Source organism: Tropicimonas sediminicola (assembly GCF_900188335.1).
In the GTDB taxonomy this organism is placed as follows: domain Bacteria; phylum Pseudomonadota; class Alphaproteobacteria; order Rhodobacterales; family Rhodobacteraceae; genus Tropicimonas; species Tropicimonas sediminicola.
Genome location: NZ_FZOY01000002.1, coordinates 284954 through 299836, shown reverse-complemented (window position 1 = coordinate 299836; position 14883 = coordinate 284954). Strand labels below are relative to the sequence as shown.

The following is a 14883-nucleotide window of genomic DNA, read 5'->3' as shown; positions in this document are numbered from 1 at the left end:
CGCCCCTCAGCTCGGCGCGGGATCGGCGGCGAAGATCATGTCCATCGCGGCCTGTGTGCCGCGGCTGAATTCCAGCGGGCAGGGGTAGGGCGCGCCGCTGCGCAGGCTCTCGCCGAAGTTCTGCACCTGCAACACGTAATGGTTCACCCCCGGCCAGCGCTCGGTGATCGTCTCGTTGCCGCGGATCAGGTCGAGCCGCGCCTCGCCGTGGACATTGGCATTGAACGGATAGTCGAGCCGCAGCAGGCCCTTGTCGCCGTGGAACACCATCTCCTGGTAGGGCGCGAGGCGGGTTGAGAGCATCATCGACATCTCGAAGGAGGGGAAGACGAGATGGCTGCGCGAGGTTGTGTCGTAGCCGTCGACCCAGGTGATCCGCGCGGTGGCCGAGACCGGCTCCTCGCCGGTCACGAAGCGCACGGTGCCGAGCGGATAGACCCCGATGTCGGGCAGCGCGCCGCCGCCGCTCTCCGCCTGGTTGCGGATGTTGCCGGGGTCGGGGTTGTTGTAGGAGAACGCGCCGCGCACGTCGGTCAGCTTGCCGATGGCGCCGTCCGCGATCATCTCCTTGGCGCGAATCCACTGCGGGTGATGCACCACCATATAGGCCTCGGCCGCGAGCTTCCCGGCCGCGTCGCGGGCCGCGATCAGCCGGTCGAACTCCCCGGCCTGCAGCGTGATCGGTTTCTCGCAGAGCACCGGCTTGCCCGCCGCCAGCGCCCGCAGCGTCCATTCCACGTGCAGGTGGTTGGGCAGCGGCACGTAGACCGCGTCGATCTGCGAGTCGGTGAGCAGGGCGTCGTAGCTCTTGTGGATACGGATGCCCGGGAACAGCTCCGAGAACGCCGCCGCCTTCTCGTCCGAGGAGGTCGCCACCGCGGCCAGCTGCGCCCCGCGGGCGGCGTGGATCGCCGGCCCCATGTGCTGGCGGGCGAAGTTCGACGCCCCCAGAATACCCCAGCGGATCGTTTTCATGACAAACCTCCTCGTGTGTCTCCCGGATGTGCCGGCCCGCGGCCGGCGCATCCGCCCGGGGCCACCATCGGGCGGGACTCGGGCGTTGTCAAAGGGCGTGGTGAGTCGCGCCGTCACAGGGGCGCCGGTCTGGCCGTGTCTGCCTGTGTGAAAATGCGAGGAAACCGCCTGTTTCCATGCGGGTACCCCAATTATTTCACAGTTTGAATGTATTCTGCCGGAGCCGGACCGGGGTGTTGCGCTAACGGTGAAGGATGGTCGCAGTTACTTCGCCCGGAAGAGGGGCGATAACCGCTCTGCTGCGTTGCGGCACAGGCAGCGCGACGGGGCAAAGACATCCATTCGAGCGAGGTTGAAATGGTCAGCAGGTCCTCAGTGAAAACCCTCAAGCCGGTGGCGGCGTCGGCAAATGCAGACAGCCAGCCGGTCGCCCGCACCGCCCCGGCGCCGGCGGCCTCCAGGCCCCAGCCAACGCATCGCCGCTACCACAACCTCGATCGTTCGATCCGCGCCAAGAACGCACAGATCACCAACGGCATGTCCGTCAACGCATCGCAGGCGGCCTGGACCGACTGGGCCAAGCACCTCGCGCAGGCGCCGGGCCGTCAACAGGAGCTTGCCGAAAAGGCGGTCGACAACGCCCGCAAGCTCTGGTTCGGCGTCATGGGCATCGGCGAGGGGTTCGCGCCGAAGAAGGGCGACAACCGCTTCAGGCACGAGGGCTGGGAGGCGCCGCCGTTCTCGTTCTGGAAACAGAACTACCTCGCTATGGGGGATTGGTGGGAAGAGGCGACCAAGGAAGTGCGCGGCATGCGCCACAAGTCGAGCGAGCGCGTGGCCTTCCAGGCGCGGCAGATCCTCGACGCCTTCGCGCCCTCCAACTACCCCTTCTCCAATCCCGAGGTGATTGCCAGGACGCTCGAGACCAGCGGCCAGAACCTCCTTGCGGGGGGGCGCAACCTCACCGACGACCTCGTGCGGGAGCTGACCGGCGAGAAGGAGCCGATGCCGGAGCAGTTCCGCGTCGGCGAGACCATCGCCTGCACGCCGGGCGAGGTGGTCTATCGCAACGAGCTGATGGAGCTGATCCAGTACACGCCGACCACCGCGAAGGTGCAGGCGGAGCCGATCCTGATCGTGCCGGCCTGGATCATGAAGTACTACATCCTCGACCTCAGCCAGCACAATTCGCTGATCAAGTACCTGGTCGACGAGGGCTTCACCGTCTTCGCCATCTCCTGGGTCAACCCGGATGCCAGCCTCGCCGATTGCGGGCTGGACGACTACCGCAAGCGCGGGGTGATGGCGGCGCTCGACGCGGTGGCGGCGATCGTGCCGGACCGCAAGGTCCACGCCTGCGGCTACTGCCTCGGCGGCACGATCCTGTCGATCTCGGCGGCGACGATGGCCCGTGACGGCGACGACCGGCTCGCCTCGGTCTCGCTGCTCGCCGCGCAGACCGACTTCACCGAGGCCGGCGAGGTGATGATGTTCCTCGACGAGAGCCAGATCGCCTATCTCGAGGACATGATGTGGGATCAGGGCTATCTCGATCAGGACCAGATGGCCGGCGCCTTCCAGGCACTCCGCGCCGAGGACCTGATCTGGGCCCGTGCGATCAACCGCTACCTGCTGGGCGAGCAGGAACGGCCCTTCGACATCTCCGCCTGGAACGCCGACGCGACGCGCATGCCCTACCGGATGCATTCCGAGTACCTGCGCGGCCTGTTCCTGGAAAACCGCCTCACCGGCGGGCGTTACGCTGTGGAGGGCAAGGTGATCGCGCTCTCCGACATCTCCGCGCCGTTCTTCGTGGTGGGCACCGAGAAGGACCACATCGCGCCCTGGAAATCGGTCTACAAGATCCGTCTCTTCAACGACGCGGAGCAGACCTTCGTGCTGACGGCAGGCGGGCACAATTCCGGGATTGTCAGCGAGCCGGGCCATGCGCGCCGCAGCTTCCGCGTCGGTGTGCGCTGCCCGGACGAACTCTACCAGGACCCGGACAGCTGGGTGCAGAGCCACGAGCCGCAAGAGGGCTCCTGGTGGCCGGTCTGGGCCGAGTTCCTGCGCGGCAAGGGCAGCGGCCAGCAGGTGCCGCCGCCGCCGATGGGCAATGCCCGGGCCGGGTTCAAACCGCTCTGCAAGGCACCGGGGACCTACGTTCACCAGGCCTGACGCGGCCCGCGCGGGTCAGTGAGCGCCCCCGCGCCACTGACCCGGCGCCGTGGCGCTGGTAGTCCAGTGCTCCTGACGGAAGTAGCGGCTGCCATCCTCCAGCCAACTGGCCGGCGGCCAGGTGAGCGCCACCAGCAGGACCAGCAGCCCGACGATCCCGAGCGCCAGAAAGGCCTCGCGCCGATGGCCGCCCGGATGCGCGGGCGTGCCGCCCAGCAGCGAGCGATAGACAGGCAGGTGCACCAGCACGTGCCAGGCGACGAGCCCGAGGAACAGGACCGCAGCCGTCGCGTGCAGCGTCTCCCAGCCGCTCCGGTCCAGCCCAAGGACCTGCCAGCCGGACTGGTTGGCGATCCGGCCCGCCGGCGCGATGTAGAGGATGATCCCGCTCAACAGCAGGACCGGAAAGGTCAGGCTGACCCCGAAAACGGCAAAGGCCCGGCCGGTGAAATGCGCGTAGCGCTGCGGAACGGCAGCCTGCGGCGCGGTGGAATGCGCGGCGTTCATCTCTTCCTCCCTCCAGCGGCGGATCCTGCCGGAAGGGCAGGAGATCCGCCCATGGTTGGAACGTGGGAGAGCGGTGGTTCCGTCGCACGTGGGGGGATTTCCGGCGCGCACGAAAAAGCCCCGCCTGCGGAACAAGCGGGGCCTTCTGTGTCGTCACGGGGGCGGCCGGTCAGGCGGCCGTCATGATGCCTTTCTCGCGGGCGAGTTCCTTCATCCGCTTCTGCAGCTTCTCGAAGGCGCGCACCTCGATCTGGCGGATGCGCTCGCGGCTCACGTCATAGACGCTGCTGAGCTCCTCCAGCGTCACCGGCGGCTCGGCCAGGCGGCGCTGCGTGAGGATGTCCTTCTCGCGGTCGTTGAGCGCGTCCATCGCCTCCAGCAGCAGATCGCGGCGCACCGACATCTCGTTGCTCTCGGCATATTGCTCGGCCTGGTCGGCGTCCTCGTCCTCCAGCCAGTCCTGCCACTGGGTCGTGGTGTCGCCGTCGGAGCCAACGGTGGCGTTAAGCGATGCGTCGCCGCCCGACAGCCGCCGGTTCATCGAGATCACCTCTTCCTCGGTCACGCCGAGATCGGTGGCGATACGGGTCACGTTCTCCGGCCGCATGTCACCCTCTTCCAGGGCGCCGATGCGCGACTTGGCCTTGCGCAGGTTGAAGAACAGCTTCTTCTGCGCCGAGGTCGTGCCGAGCTTCACCAGGCTCCAAGACCGCAGGATGTATTCCTGGATCGAGGCGCGGATCCACCACATGGCATAGGTGGCCAGCCGGAAACCCTTTTCCGGGTCGAAGCGCTTGACCGCCTGCATCAGGCCCACGTTGGCCTCCGAGATCACCTCGGCCTGGGGAAGGCCGTAGCCGCGATAGCCCATGGCGATCTTGGCGGCGAGGCGCAGGTGGCTCGTCACCATCTTGTGCGCGGCCTCGGTGTCCTGGTGGTCGACCCACCGCTTGGCCAGCATGTATTCCTCTTCCGGCTCCAGCATCGGAAACTTGCGAATCTCCTGCAGGTACCGGTTCAGCCCCTGCTCCGGAGAGGGGGCGGGAAGGCTCGTGTAATTACTCATCTCTATCGTCCCTCCTAGCCTGTCGGACACTTCGCACGACGTTGGTGCAAAGTTCTTGAGATAGTATCTATGAACTGAACCGTTCGGTTCAAGTGGGCACGTTTGCGATAACCGCGCTTCCTTGTCTCAACTATAGACCCGGGCCAGCCGCCGCGTAAGGCGGCTGCAATGTCTCTCACGGGGTGTTCACTGAATATTACAAGGCCTTCCCGGTGGGTTTTGTTTCCGAAAACCTCCATTCGGGCAGCCGTTTCTCGCGTGAACCCCGCTCCGGGCACAGTTGGGCCACACTCCGGCCCAGCTGCGGCGGTTACCTGCATCAGGCGTCAGTCCTCCGGGGGCAGCGCGCAGAGCCGGTTTCTTGTCAGGACATTTCAATCAATGAAAACCTTCTCCTTCGTGGCGTTCATCCTGGTCATGTTCGTGGTCTTCGTGATCAACACCGGCGTCGCCTCGCATCTGGCAGCTCCGGTCCTGAAAAACGGCGAGACGCCCGATTCCGCGCAGCGCGCCTCGGCGTTCAAGGGGATGATCACCGGCATGCTGTCCGGCAAGGAGATCCTGATGGGGTATCGCCGCTTCGACGCGACGGTCGAGGATGGCAGGCTCATCTTCCACGGCGGCGCCTTCACCTTCGAGGATCGCGACGCCCCCGAGACCTTCGTGCCCTATGTCTTCGAATTCGACGGGACCGCCTTCACCGGGATTTCGCCGCGCCACGTGCCCGATGTCGAAGCCTATTTCGCCCGCTACGACGCGGCCTATCCGGTCCCGACGGCCGCCCCTGCCTCCGATTGCGTGAACCCCCGGCCGGAGAGCGCCACGGCGGAGGGCGTGCCGCTCCGGGCGCCGATCCTGTGCCGCCTGCCGTCCCTGCTGCCCGATGGCGAGGCGGCGATGATCGGCATCCTGTATCCGGATCCTGCCGCCCTGCCGCTGACCGATGGCGATGCAACCTGCCGGGGCGAGGTTCGGCACTGGCAGAGCCTGCCCGGTTTCGAGGACATCGGGATCGTGTTCTGCGTCGTGATGGACCGCGCGTTCGAGCGGGATGCCTACAGCGCGGTGAACTGGATGGATGTCATCTTCTACCAGGCCTACGGCACCCGGCTGCTGAACATGCGGGCCGACCGGCGGAACTTCCAGAGCATCGAGCGCTAGTCCGGGCCCGCCGGGCTCAGGACGTTCCGCCCTGCAGCTTTGCGACCAGCCCGGCCATGTCCTCCGGCAGCGGGCTCTCGAAATCGAGCCGCTCGCCGCTGACCGGGTGGACGAAGCCGAGTGTGGCAGCGTGGAGCGCCTGCCGCGGGAAGGCGTCGACCGCGGCCGCGGCGTCCGCGCCAAGCGCCCTGGCCGAGGCCTTGCGACGGCCGCCATAGACCGGATCGCCGATCAGCGCGTGGCCCACGTGGGACATGTGCACGCGGATCTGGTGGGTGCGGCCGGTCTCCAGCCGGCATTCCACCAGCGCCGCCGCCGGGGGCGCGCCGAACAGATCGAGCACCCGCAACCGGGTGACGGCGTGGCGCCCGCCGTCCCAGACCACGGCCTGCCGCTGGCGGTCGTGGCGGTGGCGCGCCAGCCGGGTGGTGATCCGCAGGACCTCGGCGCTCTCCCAGTGGGTGCCCTTGATCCCGCGCAGCCGCGGGTCGGCGTGGTCGGGGCAGCCGTGGACCAGCGCCAGGTACCGGCGTTCCGCGCTGTGCGCCTCGAACTGTGCCGCCAACCCGTGATGCGCGGCGTCCGACTTCGCCACCACCAGCAGGCCGGAGGTGTCCTTGTCGATCCGGTGCACGATGCCCGGCCGACGCTCGCCGCCGATGCCGGAGAGCGTGTCGCCGCAATGGTGGAGCAGCGCGTTGACCAGCGTGCCGTCGGGCGAGCCCGGGGCAGGGTGCACGACCATGCCCGCCGGCTTGTCGATCACGATCAGCGCATCATCCTCGTAGACCACCTCGAGCGGGATCTCCTGGGCGCGGGTCTCGACCGGCGCGGCCTCGGGCAGGGTGATCTCCACCGCGTCGCCGGCCGCGACCTTGGCCTTGGGGTTGGTCTCCGCCGCGCCGCCGACGCGCACCTGGCCTTCCCCGATCAGCTTCGCCAGCCGCGACCGGCTGAGCGCGGCCTCTTCGGGCACGTCCCTGGCCAGCGCCTTGTCGAGGCGCTCCGGGGTTGGGCTGGTGATCTCGATCCGGAGGGTCCGGAGCGGCTCGGTCATGGCGGATCCTTTTCGGGTTTGCAGGGCCGATACGCTGCCCGCGCCCCCGGCGCAAGCGCCGCCTGCCCACTGGCGCCGGCCCCGCACCTGCCGTATCAGCGGGAAAACGCAACGGAGGCCCAAGCCGTGGAACAGCCCAAAGAGCCCGACCTGAGTGCCGAGGACGCCCGCACCCTGCGCTTCCTGCGCGGCCTGGTGCTGGTGCTGACGGCGACCATGATCCTCGGCATCGGGACGCTGGTGGTGCTCTTCGCCACCCGGTTCCCCGGCGGCGAGCGGAGTACGCCTGCGGCGGCGGAGGGCCTGCGCCTGCCCGAGCGGATCGCGCTGCCCGACGGCGCACGGCCGCTGGCGGTGACGCAGGGCGAAGGCTGGTGGGCCGTGGTGACCGACGCCGACGAGATCCTGATCTACGATGCCGCGACCGGCGCGTTGCGCCAGCGGGTCGCCGTCGAGTAACCGGCCACGCGACGGCGGAAATTCCTGCATCCGGAGCGACTTCCGGCGTCATTGACATGTTGCGGTCACCTGATACCGCCAAAGTGAGGCGGTGTCCGCGACGCTGCCGGACGCTGCAAGAGCAAGACGGGAGGACCGAGATGACCGACGCGCCTGACGACACGCCGCTCGACGACATGCACAAGGACTGGCTCGAAGCCGAACTCGAGGAAACCCTCGACGAGACCTTCGAGATGGAGTTCAGCGAGCCGATGCTGAGCCAGGAGATCCGCAAGATCTATCGCAAGGCGCACCCGGATTCGCTCGACCGGCGCACCTATTTCACCAACCTGCTGCGACTCCAGGCCGAGATGATCAAGATGCAGGACTGGGTCGAGGCCACCGGCGCCAGGATCTGCATTCTGTTCGAGGGCCGCGATTCCGCCGGCAAGGGGGGCGTCATCAAGCGCATCACCCAGCGGCTCAACCCCCGCGTCGCCCGCGTGGTGGCGCTCCCGGCGCCGAACCGGCGCGAGCAGAGCCAGTGGTATTTCCAGCGCTACGTGCCGCACCTGCCGGCCGGAGGCGAGATCGTGCTCTTCGACCGCTCCTGGTACAACCGCGCCGGCGTCGAGCGGGTGATGGGCTTCGCCACCGAGGACCAGGTGGAGATGTTCTTCCGCGACGTGCCGGAATTCGAACGGATGCTGGTCCGCAACGGGATCATCCTCCTGAAATACTGGTTCTCGATCACCGACGCCGAGCAGCAGCTCCGGTTCCAGGTGCGGATCCATGACCCGATGAAGCAGTGGAAGCTCTCGCCCATGGACCTGCAGAGCCGGGTCCGCTGGGAGCAGTACACCAAGGCAAAGGAAGACATGTTCGCCCGCACGAACATCCCCGAGGCGCCTTGGTACATCGTCGAGGGCAACGACAAGAAGCGCGAACGGCTCAATTGCATGGAGCACATCCTGAGCCGGATTCCCTACGAGCCCGTCGAACACGAGAAGGTCGAACTCCCGGAGCGGACCTACAACCCCGACTACGAGCGCAAGGTGCTGCCGGACGATCTCTACGTCCCGAAGATCTACTGAGCGGGCAGGGGGCGCGCCCTTGCGGGCGCGTGCCTCCGGTGGGGATGTTTCCGGACAGAAGAAGGCTGCCGCAAGCGCGGTCGGATGCTGTCGGGAACTGGGGAGATGGTACCGCCTCCCTGGCTTGAACAGGGGACCTCTGGATCCACAATCCAGCGCTCTAACCAACTGAGCTAAGGCGGCACAGGGCGGTCGTTTAGCCGCTGTGCGCGGACTGTGCAAGCCCTTCCGCCGCCTCTTTGCAGATTTTCCCTTAGCGGCCGGCAGAGGCCTCCGGCGCGTTTTCGCTCTGGCAACGGCCACAGGGTCGGGCATAAAGAGGGGCAAGCCGACGACAGGGAGACCAGCATGGGTATCGACAAGGAAAGCGACCTTTCCGCCAACCTCCAGATCGGACCGACCTCGCTCGGCATGGTGCGGATCTATGTCGAGGGCGATGGGGTCGAGCTGCCGCTGGATTTCGAGCCCGAAGAGGCCGAGGAAATCGCCGAGGAGCTGCGCGCCGCGGCGGAGCGGGCGCGCCAGATGGGACGCAAGAAGAAATAGGCTCAGCCGGTCTCGTCGTCCGAGATCAGGCCGCGCACGCCGGGGTCACGCAGGGCCTGCAGCCGCCGGGCGGCATGGCGCGCGAACTTCTGGGTGACCACCTTGCGCCGCGCACCGGCGAGCTTCGACTCCGGTCCCATGCGCAGGATCTCGGCGTCATAGGCATCGGCGAGGATCAGGCCGGTTTCCGGCGGCAGAAGGTCGGTCGGGAAATCGCCGTCGACGGCCCAGAAGAACCGGTCGCACCATTCCAGGTAACCCTGCCACTTGCGGTCCGAGGTGAAGTCGACCCGGCTGGACTTGCACTCCACCACCCAGATCTCGCCTTTCGCGCCGAGCGCCATGACATCGACCCGCAGCCCGGGCGAGGGCACCAGCTCCTCCACGGTGACGAAGCCGTGGCCGCGCAGGTGGCGGCAGACACCGCGGGCCAGCAGTTGGCCGGGCTGCATCTGGTCTTGTGGAGCGGGCGTGGCAAAGGGCATGGGGCCAATGTGAACAATCCGGGAACATTTCGCAAGGGGCGGAGTGGGTATCCGTTGGCGGCGGGGCCTTCGGCGCGGAAAATGACCTTCGCCCTCTTGCCGAAACCTCCGCCGGCCCCTATCTCCGACGCTGGCGGATCTGTCCTTCCCGTGCGGGGCCAAAATTCCAGTGGCCTTAAGCAATTCCGAGGGAGCTGGCTCTGTCCGGACCCTGGTTCGGTTACCTGGCGCCCACCTGTATATACAGGTCCTCGGGAATGAAACGCCCTCACGGTTGCGTACGGTCCCCGCCACGTATTTCGCACCGCCTGTTCTGGTCGCAACGACCGGAACGGCGGTGGGAAACGACCGGACTGACGGTCGTTTGACGGATTTTCATGCAAACATCGGCGACGAAACGACGAACGCCCGGGGATTTCCGGGCGTTTCGGTCATTTCGTCCTGGGGATTCGGTCGTTTCAGCCGCGCTTGTCGCTGGCACTCACCGCCAGGGTGCCGTCCTGCGGGACGGTCGGGGTGGCGAAGGTGATGCGCTTGCCGCGGCCGGCGTCGCCGTCGTCCTGGCTCATCCGCATGATCGAGATCCCGAACTGGACGCCCGCGAAGACGATCCCGTTGAACAACCAGAGCAGGAGCACCGCCACGTAGCCGCCGCTCGAATGGGTCACCAGGTGCCAGAGGTTCGCCACGTTGACCACCATCAGCAGGCACACGAACACGGCCGAGAGCAGAAAGCCGATGATGACCTGGCGGATGTAGAGGCGGACGAGCTGCGGCATGGCCGGTTCCCTGGTTGCGAAAGGTTCGATTTCCTTGATCTCCAAGATAGCGCATCGGGGCTGTGCCGCCAAATTAAAATTATTGAATATGTTTGCCGCCGGTGGTGTCTTGCCGCGCTCATTCCCCGTCGGGCTTGCCGAATGTCAGCCGCAGGAGCTGGCCGCGCAGGGGGGGATCGTCGGCGTCAGCGCCGAGCATCCGGTCGACCGCGTCATGGGTGGCGCGCCAGATCGGCACCGCCTTCACCAGCAGGTCGCGCCCCGCGTCGGTGAGGGCCAGGCGACGGCTGCGGCCATCCTCAGGATCGGGCAGGATCTCCAGAAGTCCGCGCCGGTTCAGGGGCTTGAGGTTCGCCGTGAGCGTCGTCCGGTCCAGAGCGAGCAGGTGGGCCACGTCGCCCATGCGCGGTGGCTCCGGGCGGTTGAGCGACACCAGCAGGGAATACTGGCCGTTGGTCAGGCCGAGGGGGCGCAGCGCCTCGTCGAAGCGCCGGCCGATGGCGCGGGCGGCGCGTTGCAGGTGCAGGCAGAGGCATCTGTCGCGCACCTCCTGGGTGATCTCGAGAGGCAGGTCGTCACGCATGGCCGAGAATTTACGTTGACATCAACATAACGGTCAACCACGCTCGCGGCATTGATTTACGATTGTTGAATCGCGGCACCTGACAGGGAGACCGACGCATGAATACTTACATCAACCTGCCCGTGGAGGACCTCGGGCGCAGCCGGGCCTTTTTCGAAGCGCTCGGCCTGAGCTTCGACGAACGGTTCTGCGACGAGACGGCACTCGGCATGGTGCTGGGGCCGTCGAGCTTCGCGATGCTTCTGACGCGGCCGAAATTCGCCGGGTTCACGCCCCGCGCCATCGCGGATGCGCGGGCGGTGAGCGAGGTTCTGGTCGCGCTCGAGCTGGAGAGCCGGGAGGCGGTGGACGCGATGGTGGCGACGGCGCTGTCCAGCGGCGGGGCGGCGGTGCGCGCGCCGGAAGACCACGGGTTCATGTACGGCCATGCCTTTGCCGATCCCGATGGCCACATCTGGGAGCCGTTCTGGCTGAACCGGCAGGCGATGGAGCAGGCGCAATGACCGAGCCTTGCCCCGTCGTGCATTTCGAGATGCCCTACGAGGACGCGGGCCGGATGGCCGCGTTCTACGAGCAGGTCTTCGGCTGGAAGACCAACGCGCTCGGCCCCGAGATGGGGCACTACGTCCTGGCGGAAACCACCGAGACCGAGGCCGGGCGGGCGGTGACGCCCGGCGCGATCAACGGCGGGTTCTTTCCGCGCCGGGACGACCGGCCGGCACAGGGCCCGCTTGTGGTGATCGGCGTGGCGGACATCGCCGCGGCGATGGAGCGGATCGGCGCCTCGGGCGGCACGGTGCACGGCTCGCCGCACGAGATCCCCGGGGTGGGGCTTTACGTGGCCTTCACTGATTGCGAGGGCAACTCTGCCTGCATGTTGCAGCCTCTGCGGGGGACGGCATGATCTCGGATCTGCGCACCTGCCTGTGGTTCAACGGCGACGGGGGCGCGGCGGCGGAGTTCTATGTCTCGCTGCTGCCCGACAGCCGGATCGACCATGTGGGCCGGAGGGACAGCGCGGCCGCGCCGCGTGTCATCCGGATGACGTTGGGCGGGGTGCCCTACATGATCCTCGACGTGCCGCCGGCCGAGGGGATGCCGCAGTTCACCCATGGGCCCGCGGCCTCGATCTCGGTCCTGACCGGGGACCAGGCCGAGACGGACCGGCTCTGGGCGGCGCTCACGGCAGGGGGCGGGGCGGAGAGCATGTGCGGCTGGCTCACCGACCGGTTCGGAGTGCTCTGGCAGATCGTGCCCGAGGCACTGCCGCGCATGCTGGAGTCGGAAGACCGTGCCGCAGCGGGACGTGCCCAGGCGGCGATGATGCAGGTGGGAAAGCTCGACATTGCGGTGCTCGAAGCGGCCTTCGCGGGCGATTGAAACACCGGAATTTCAGGAGGAAACAATGACGTATGTAGCAGGTTTCGTGCAGGCCGTGCCGGAGGCGAACAAGGCGGCCTATCTGGAGAGCGCGCGGCGCGCCTGGCCGCTGTTCAAGGACCATGGCGCGGTGGAAATGCGCGAATGCTGGGGGGACGCGGTGCCGGACGGCGAGCTGACCTCCTTTCCCATGGCGGTCAAGGCGGAGCCGGGCGAGACGGTGGTGTTTTCCTGGGTGAGTTTCCCGGACAAGGCCACGCATGACGCCTGCATGGCCTCGATGGAATCGGATGCGCGCTGGCAGGAGATGTTCGACCCGCAGGCCATGCCCTTCGACATGAAGCGCATGATCTTCGGCGGGTTCGAGGTGGCCTTCGAGGGCAGGTGACGCGCGCGCAAGCGCGCGCCCGGCCCAACCCTGTTCCCGAGCCCGCAAGGGCGAGGGGCAGGGGCGGGAGCCCCCGGCCGGGGTCAGAACTTTTCGGGCTGCGCCTCGCGGGCCATGTGGTCGAGTACGGCGTTGACGAATTTCGGCTCGCGGCCTTCGGGGAAGAAGGCCTTGGCGATATCGACGAACTCGGTGATGACCACCTTGGGCGGCGTCTCGGCGGCGACCAGCTCGGCCCCGGCGGCGCGGAACAGCGCGCGGAGCGTCGGGTCGATGCGGTCGATCGGCCACTTGGCCACCAGCGCCCGGTCGGTCATCTGGTCGATCCGGGCCTGTTCGTTCACCGCCCGGTCGACGAGGGCGCGGAAGGTCTTGGAATCGCCCTCGGCCATTTCGTCGCCCTCGTAGGTGGCGCCGAAGCGGTAGTTCTCGAACTCGGTCTCGACGGCCTGCGTGGTCTGGCCGGAGACTTCCATTTGGAACAGCGCCTGCACCGCGTAGAGGCGGGCGGCGGATTTCATCTGGCGTTTGTCGCTCATGCCGTGGTCGGCCCCTTGGCCTCGCCCGCGATCTGAATGCCTTCGCGCAGCGGCTTGAAACCGATGTCTTTTTTCTCGTTTCCGAAGCGCCGGGTGAGGGCGATCAGGTGCAGGGCCGCGGCGGCCGCGCCGCCGCCCTTGTTCTGGCCCGCCGCCTCGGCGCGCACGACGGCCTGCTCGCGGTTCTCGACGGTCAGGATGCCGTTGCCGATGCAGGCGCCCTCGAGCCCGAGCAGCTGGATCGCGCGGGAACTGTCGTTGCAGACGGTGTCGTAATGGGTGGTCTCGCCCCGGATCACGCAGCCGAGCGCGACGAAGCCGTCGAAGTTGGACTGGCGATAGGCGATGCGGATCGCGGTGGGGACTTCGAGCGCGCCGGGGACCTCGACCAGCTCCCAGCTGCCGCCGACCTTCTCGATCTCGGCCTTTGCGCCGGCGACGAGCTCGTCGGCGATGTCCTTGTAATAGGGGGCGACCACGATCAGCAGCTTCACCGGCCGGTCGAACTCGGGCAGGGGCAGGACGTGGTGGGTTTCGGCCTGGGCCATGGGTTACTCCGTGATCGGGCGGGTGCCGGTGATCGTCAGCCCGTAGGCGTCGAGGCCGACATAGCGGGTGGAGGGGGAATCCGTCAGCAGGACAAGCTCCGAAACGCCGAGGTTCGACAGCATCTGGGCGCCGAGCCCGGTCTGCTTGACGATCCGCGGGCCTTCCTCCTCGTCGAGTTGCAGCTTGTGGTGGGGGTTGCGGAACAGGCAGACCGCGCCGCGGCCCTCGCGGGCGATGATCTCCATCGCGCGGCCGAGCGTGTCGGGGCGGGTCACGCCGATGCCGAGCAGGTCCTCCAGCGCGTTGAGTGCATGGGTGCGGACCAGGACCGGTTCGGGCGTGGTGATGTCGCCCTTGACCAGCGCAACGTGCTCGACGCCCTCGGAGCGCTCCGTGAAGACATGCATCTTCCAGGTGCCGCCGAAGACCGAGCTGACCTCGCGGGTCTCGGTTTCTTCCATCAGGTTGTCGTGGCGGCGGCGGTAGGCGATCAGGTCGCTGATCGTGCCGATCTTGAGCCCGTGCTTCTGGGCGAAGGCGATCAGCTCGGGCAGGCGCGCCATGGTGCCGTCGTCGTTCATGATCTCGCAGATCACGCTGGAGGGGTTCAGGCCGGCCAGGCGCGAGATGTCGACCGCGGCCTCGGTGTGCCCGGCCCGGACCAGCACTCCGCCCTCGCGGGCGCGCAGCGGGAAGACATGGCCCGGGGTGGCGATGTCGGCGGCGGTGGAGGCGTGGTCGATGGCGACCGAGACGGTGCGGGCGCGGTCGGCGGCGGAGATGCCGGTGGTCACGCCCTCGCGGGCCTCGATGGATACGGTGAAGGCCGTCGAATGGCGGGAGGAATTGTTCTCCGCCATCAGCGGCAGCCCAAGCGCGTCGATCCGCTCCGGCGTCAGGCACAGGCAGATCAGGCCGCGGCCATGGGTGGCCATGAAATTCACCGCATCCGGGGTGGCCATCTGCGCGGGAATGATCAGGTCGCCCTCGTTCTCCCGGTCCTCGTGGTCGACGAGGATGAACATCCGGCCGTTGCGGGCGTCTTCGATGATTTCCTCGACCGAGGAAATGGCGTCGCGATAGTGAGATTCGGTGGTTTCGGTCATGGCGGTCCTTCCTTGTGGGCGCACATAGGCGATGAAGGGCAGGAAGGCCAGA

At 67.4% G+C, this 14883-nt stretch carries 19 protein-coding genes and 1 tRNA gene; 9 read left to right on the top strand and 11 right to left on the bottom strand.

The features are described from left to right. Positions 1–6: 6 nt before the first annotated feature. Positions 7–975: a Gfo/Idh/MocA family protein gene (locus tag CHB86_RS05700; protein ID WP_089232048.1), complete on the bottom strand. Its 969-nt coding sequence runs from the start codon at positions 973–975 to the stop codon at positions 7–9. Positions 976–1350: 375 nt separating this feature from the next. Here CHB86_RS05700 and CHB86_RS05695 point away from each other — a divergent pair, with 375 nt between their 5' ends. Next, the gene (locus CHB86_RS05695; RefSeq protein ID WP_176442784.1) at positions 1351–3153 is read left to right on the top strand and encodes a PHA/PHB synthase family protein; all 1803 of its coding nucleotides are present in this window, start codon (positions 1351–1353) and stop codon (positions 3151–3153) included. Between the two features lie 15 nt (positions 3154–3168). Here CHB86_RS05695 and CHB86_RS05690 read toward each other — a convergent pair whose 3' ends face one another. Together CHB86_RS05690 and rpoH are read right to left on the bottom strand one after the other, a co-directional pair. Continuing rightward, the gene (locus CHB86_RS05690; protein ID WP_089232046.1) at positions 3169–3660 is read right to left on the bottom strand and encodes a DUF4405 domain-containing protein; all 492 of its coding nucleotides are present in this window, start codon (positions 3658–3660) and stop codon (positions 3169–3171) included. A 169-nt stretch (positions 3661–3829) separates the two neighbouring features. Next, on the bottom strand, positions 3830–4726 hold the full coding sequence (gene rpoH, locus CHB86_RS05685) for an RNA polymerase sigma factor RpoH (protein WP_089232045.1): 897 nt from the start codon (positions 4724–4726) through the stop codon (positions 3830–3832). Positions 4727–5107: 381 nt separating this feature from the next. Between rpoH and CHB86_RS05680 the strand changes: the two genes are divergently transcribed. Beyond that, the gene (locus tag CHB86_RS05680; protein WP_089232044.1) at positions 5108–5887 is read left to right on the top strand and encodes a hypothetical protein; all 780 of its coding nucleotides are present in this window, start codon (positions 5108–5110) and stop codon (positions 5885–5887) included. Between the two features lie 16 nt (positions 5888–5903). On the opposite strand, the gene CHB86_RS05675 is transcribed toward CHB86_RS05680, so the two are convergent. After that, positions 5904–6944, bottom strand: a complete 1041-nt coding sequence (locus tag CHB86_RS05675) for an RluA family pseudouridine synthase (RefSeq protein WP_089232043.1) — start codon at positions 6942–6944, stop codon at positions 5904–5906. Positions 6945–7070: 126 nt separating this feature from the next. On the opposite strand from CHB86_RS05675, the gene CHB86_RS05670 reads away from it, so the two are divergent. After that, positions 7071–7403 (top strand): DUF6476 family protein, encoded by a 333-nt coding sequence (locus CHB86_RS05670; protein WP_245837765.1) that lies wholly within the window; start codon positions 7071–7073, stop codon positions 7401–7403. Positions 7404–7543: 140 nt separating this feature from the next. Then, on the top strand, positions 7544–8476 hold the full coding sequence (gene ppk2, locus CHB86_RS05665) for a polyphosphate kinase 2 (RefSeq protein ID WP_245837763.1): 933 nt from the start codon (positions 7544–7546) through the stop codon (positions 8474–8476). 106 nt (positions 8477–8582) lie between these two features. Here the strand turns inward: ppk2 and CHB86_RS05660 are convergent. After that, positions 8583–8659, bottom strand: a tRNA-His gene (locus CHB86_RS05660). 165 nt (positions 8660–8824) lie between these two features. Here CHB86_RS05660 and CHB86_RS05655 point away from each other — a divergent pair. Then, positions 8825–9022, top strand: a complete 198-nt coding sequence (locus tag CHB86_RS05655) for a DUF6324 family protein (RefSeq protein ID WP_089232042.1) — start codon at positions 8825–8827, stop codon at positions 9020–9022. Positions 9023–9024: 2 nt separating this feature from the next. On the opposite strand, the gene CHB86_RS05650 is transcribed toward CHB86_RS05655, so the two are convergent. From CHB86_RS05650 to CHB86_RS05640, 3 genes are all read right to left on the bottom strand, one after another. After that, positions 9025–9474 (bottom strand): MmcB family DNA repair protein, encoded by a 450-nt coding sequence (locus CHB86_RS05650; protein WP_245837761.1) that lies wholly within the window; start codon positions 9472–9474, stop codon positions 9025–9027. Positions 9475–9965: 491 nt separating this feature from the next. Next, positions 9966–10286 carry a hypothetical protein gene (locus CHB86_RS05645; protein WP_089232040.1) on the bottom strand — a complete coding sequence of 107 codons (321 nt, stop codon included), beginning with the start codon at positions 10284–10286 and terminating at the stop codon, positions 9966–9968. Positions 10287–10404: 118 nt separating this feature from the next. After that, complete coding sequence (locus CHB86_RS05640; RefSeq protein WP_089232039.1) at positions 10405–10869, bottom strand: MarR family winged helix-turn-helix transcriptional regulator; 465 nt, start codon at positions 10867–10869, stop codon at positions 10405–10407. Positions 10870–10967: 98 nt separating this feature from the next. Between CHB86_RS05640 and CHB86_RS05635 the strand changes: the two genes are divergently transcribed. The 4 genes from CHB86_RS05635 to CHB86_RS05620 are packed head-to-tail and all read left to right on the top strand — an operon-like array spanning position 10968 to position 12637. Beyond that, entirely contained in the window at positions 10968–11372 is a 405-nt protein-coding gene (locus CHB86_RS05635) for a VOC family protein (RefSeq protein ID WP_089232038.1), read from the top strand. After that, positions 11369–11773, top strand: coding sequence for a VOC family protein (locus tag CHB86_RS05630; RefSeq protein ID WP_089232037.1), 405 nt, complete (start codon positions 11369–11371; stop codon positions 11771–11773). The genes CHB86_RS05635 and CHB86_RS05630 overlap by 4 nt, the downstream gene beginning before the upstream one ends. Then, positions 11770–12249, top strand: coding sequence for a VOC family protein (locus CHB86_RS05625; protein ID WP_089232036.1), 480 nt, complete (start codon positions 11770–11772; stop codon positions 12247–12249). The genes CHB86_RS05630 and CHB86_RS05625 overlap by 4 nt, the downstream gene beginning before the upstream one ends. 25 nt (positions 12250–12274) lie before the next feature. Then, positions 12275–12637: a DUF1428 domain-containing protein gene (locus tag CHB86_RS05620; RefSeq protein WP_089232035.1), complete on the top strand. Its 363-nt coding sequence runs from the start codon at positions 12275–12277 to the stop codon at positions 12635–12637. 83 nt (positions 12638–12720) lie between these two features. Here the strand turns inward: CHB86_RS05620 and nusB are convergent, their stop codons facing one another. From nusB to ribB, 3 genes are read right to left on the bottom strand one after another with little or no spacing between them, the layout of a single operon-like run. Beyond that, positions 12721–13176 (bottom strand): transcription antitermination factor NusB, encoded by a 456-nt coding sequence (nusB, locus tag CHB86_RS05615; RefSeq protein ID WP_089232034.1) that lies wholly within the window; start codon positions 13174–13176, stop codon positions 12721–12723. Beyond that, the gene (locus CHB86_RS05610) at positions 13173–13724 is read right to left on the bottom strand and encodes a 6,7-dimethyl-8-ribityllumazine synthase (protein ID WP_089232033.1); all 552 of its coding nucleotides are present in this window, start codon (positions 13722–13724) and stop codon (positions 13173–13175) included. Before CHB86_RS05610 ends, nusB begins: the two co-directional genes overlap by 4 nt. Before the next feature lie 3 nt (positions 13725–13727). Next, positions 13728–14831, bottom strand: a complete 1104-nt coding sequence (gene ribB / locus CHB86_RS05605; protein ID WP_089232032.1) for a 3,4-dihydroxy-2-butanone-4-phosphate synthase — start codon at positions 14829–14831, stop codon at positions 13728–13730. Positions 14832–14883 lie beyond the last annotated feature (52 nt).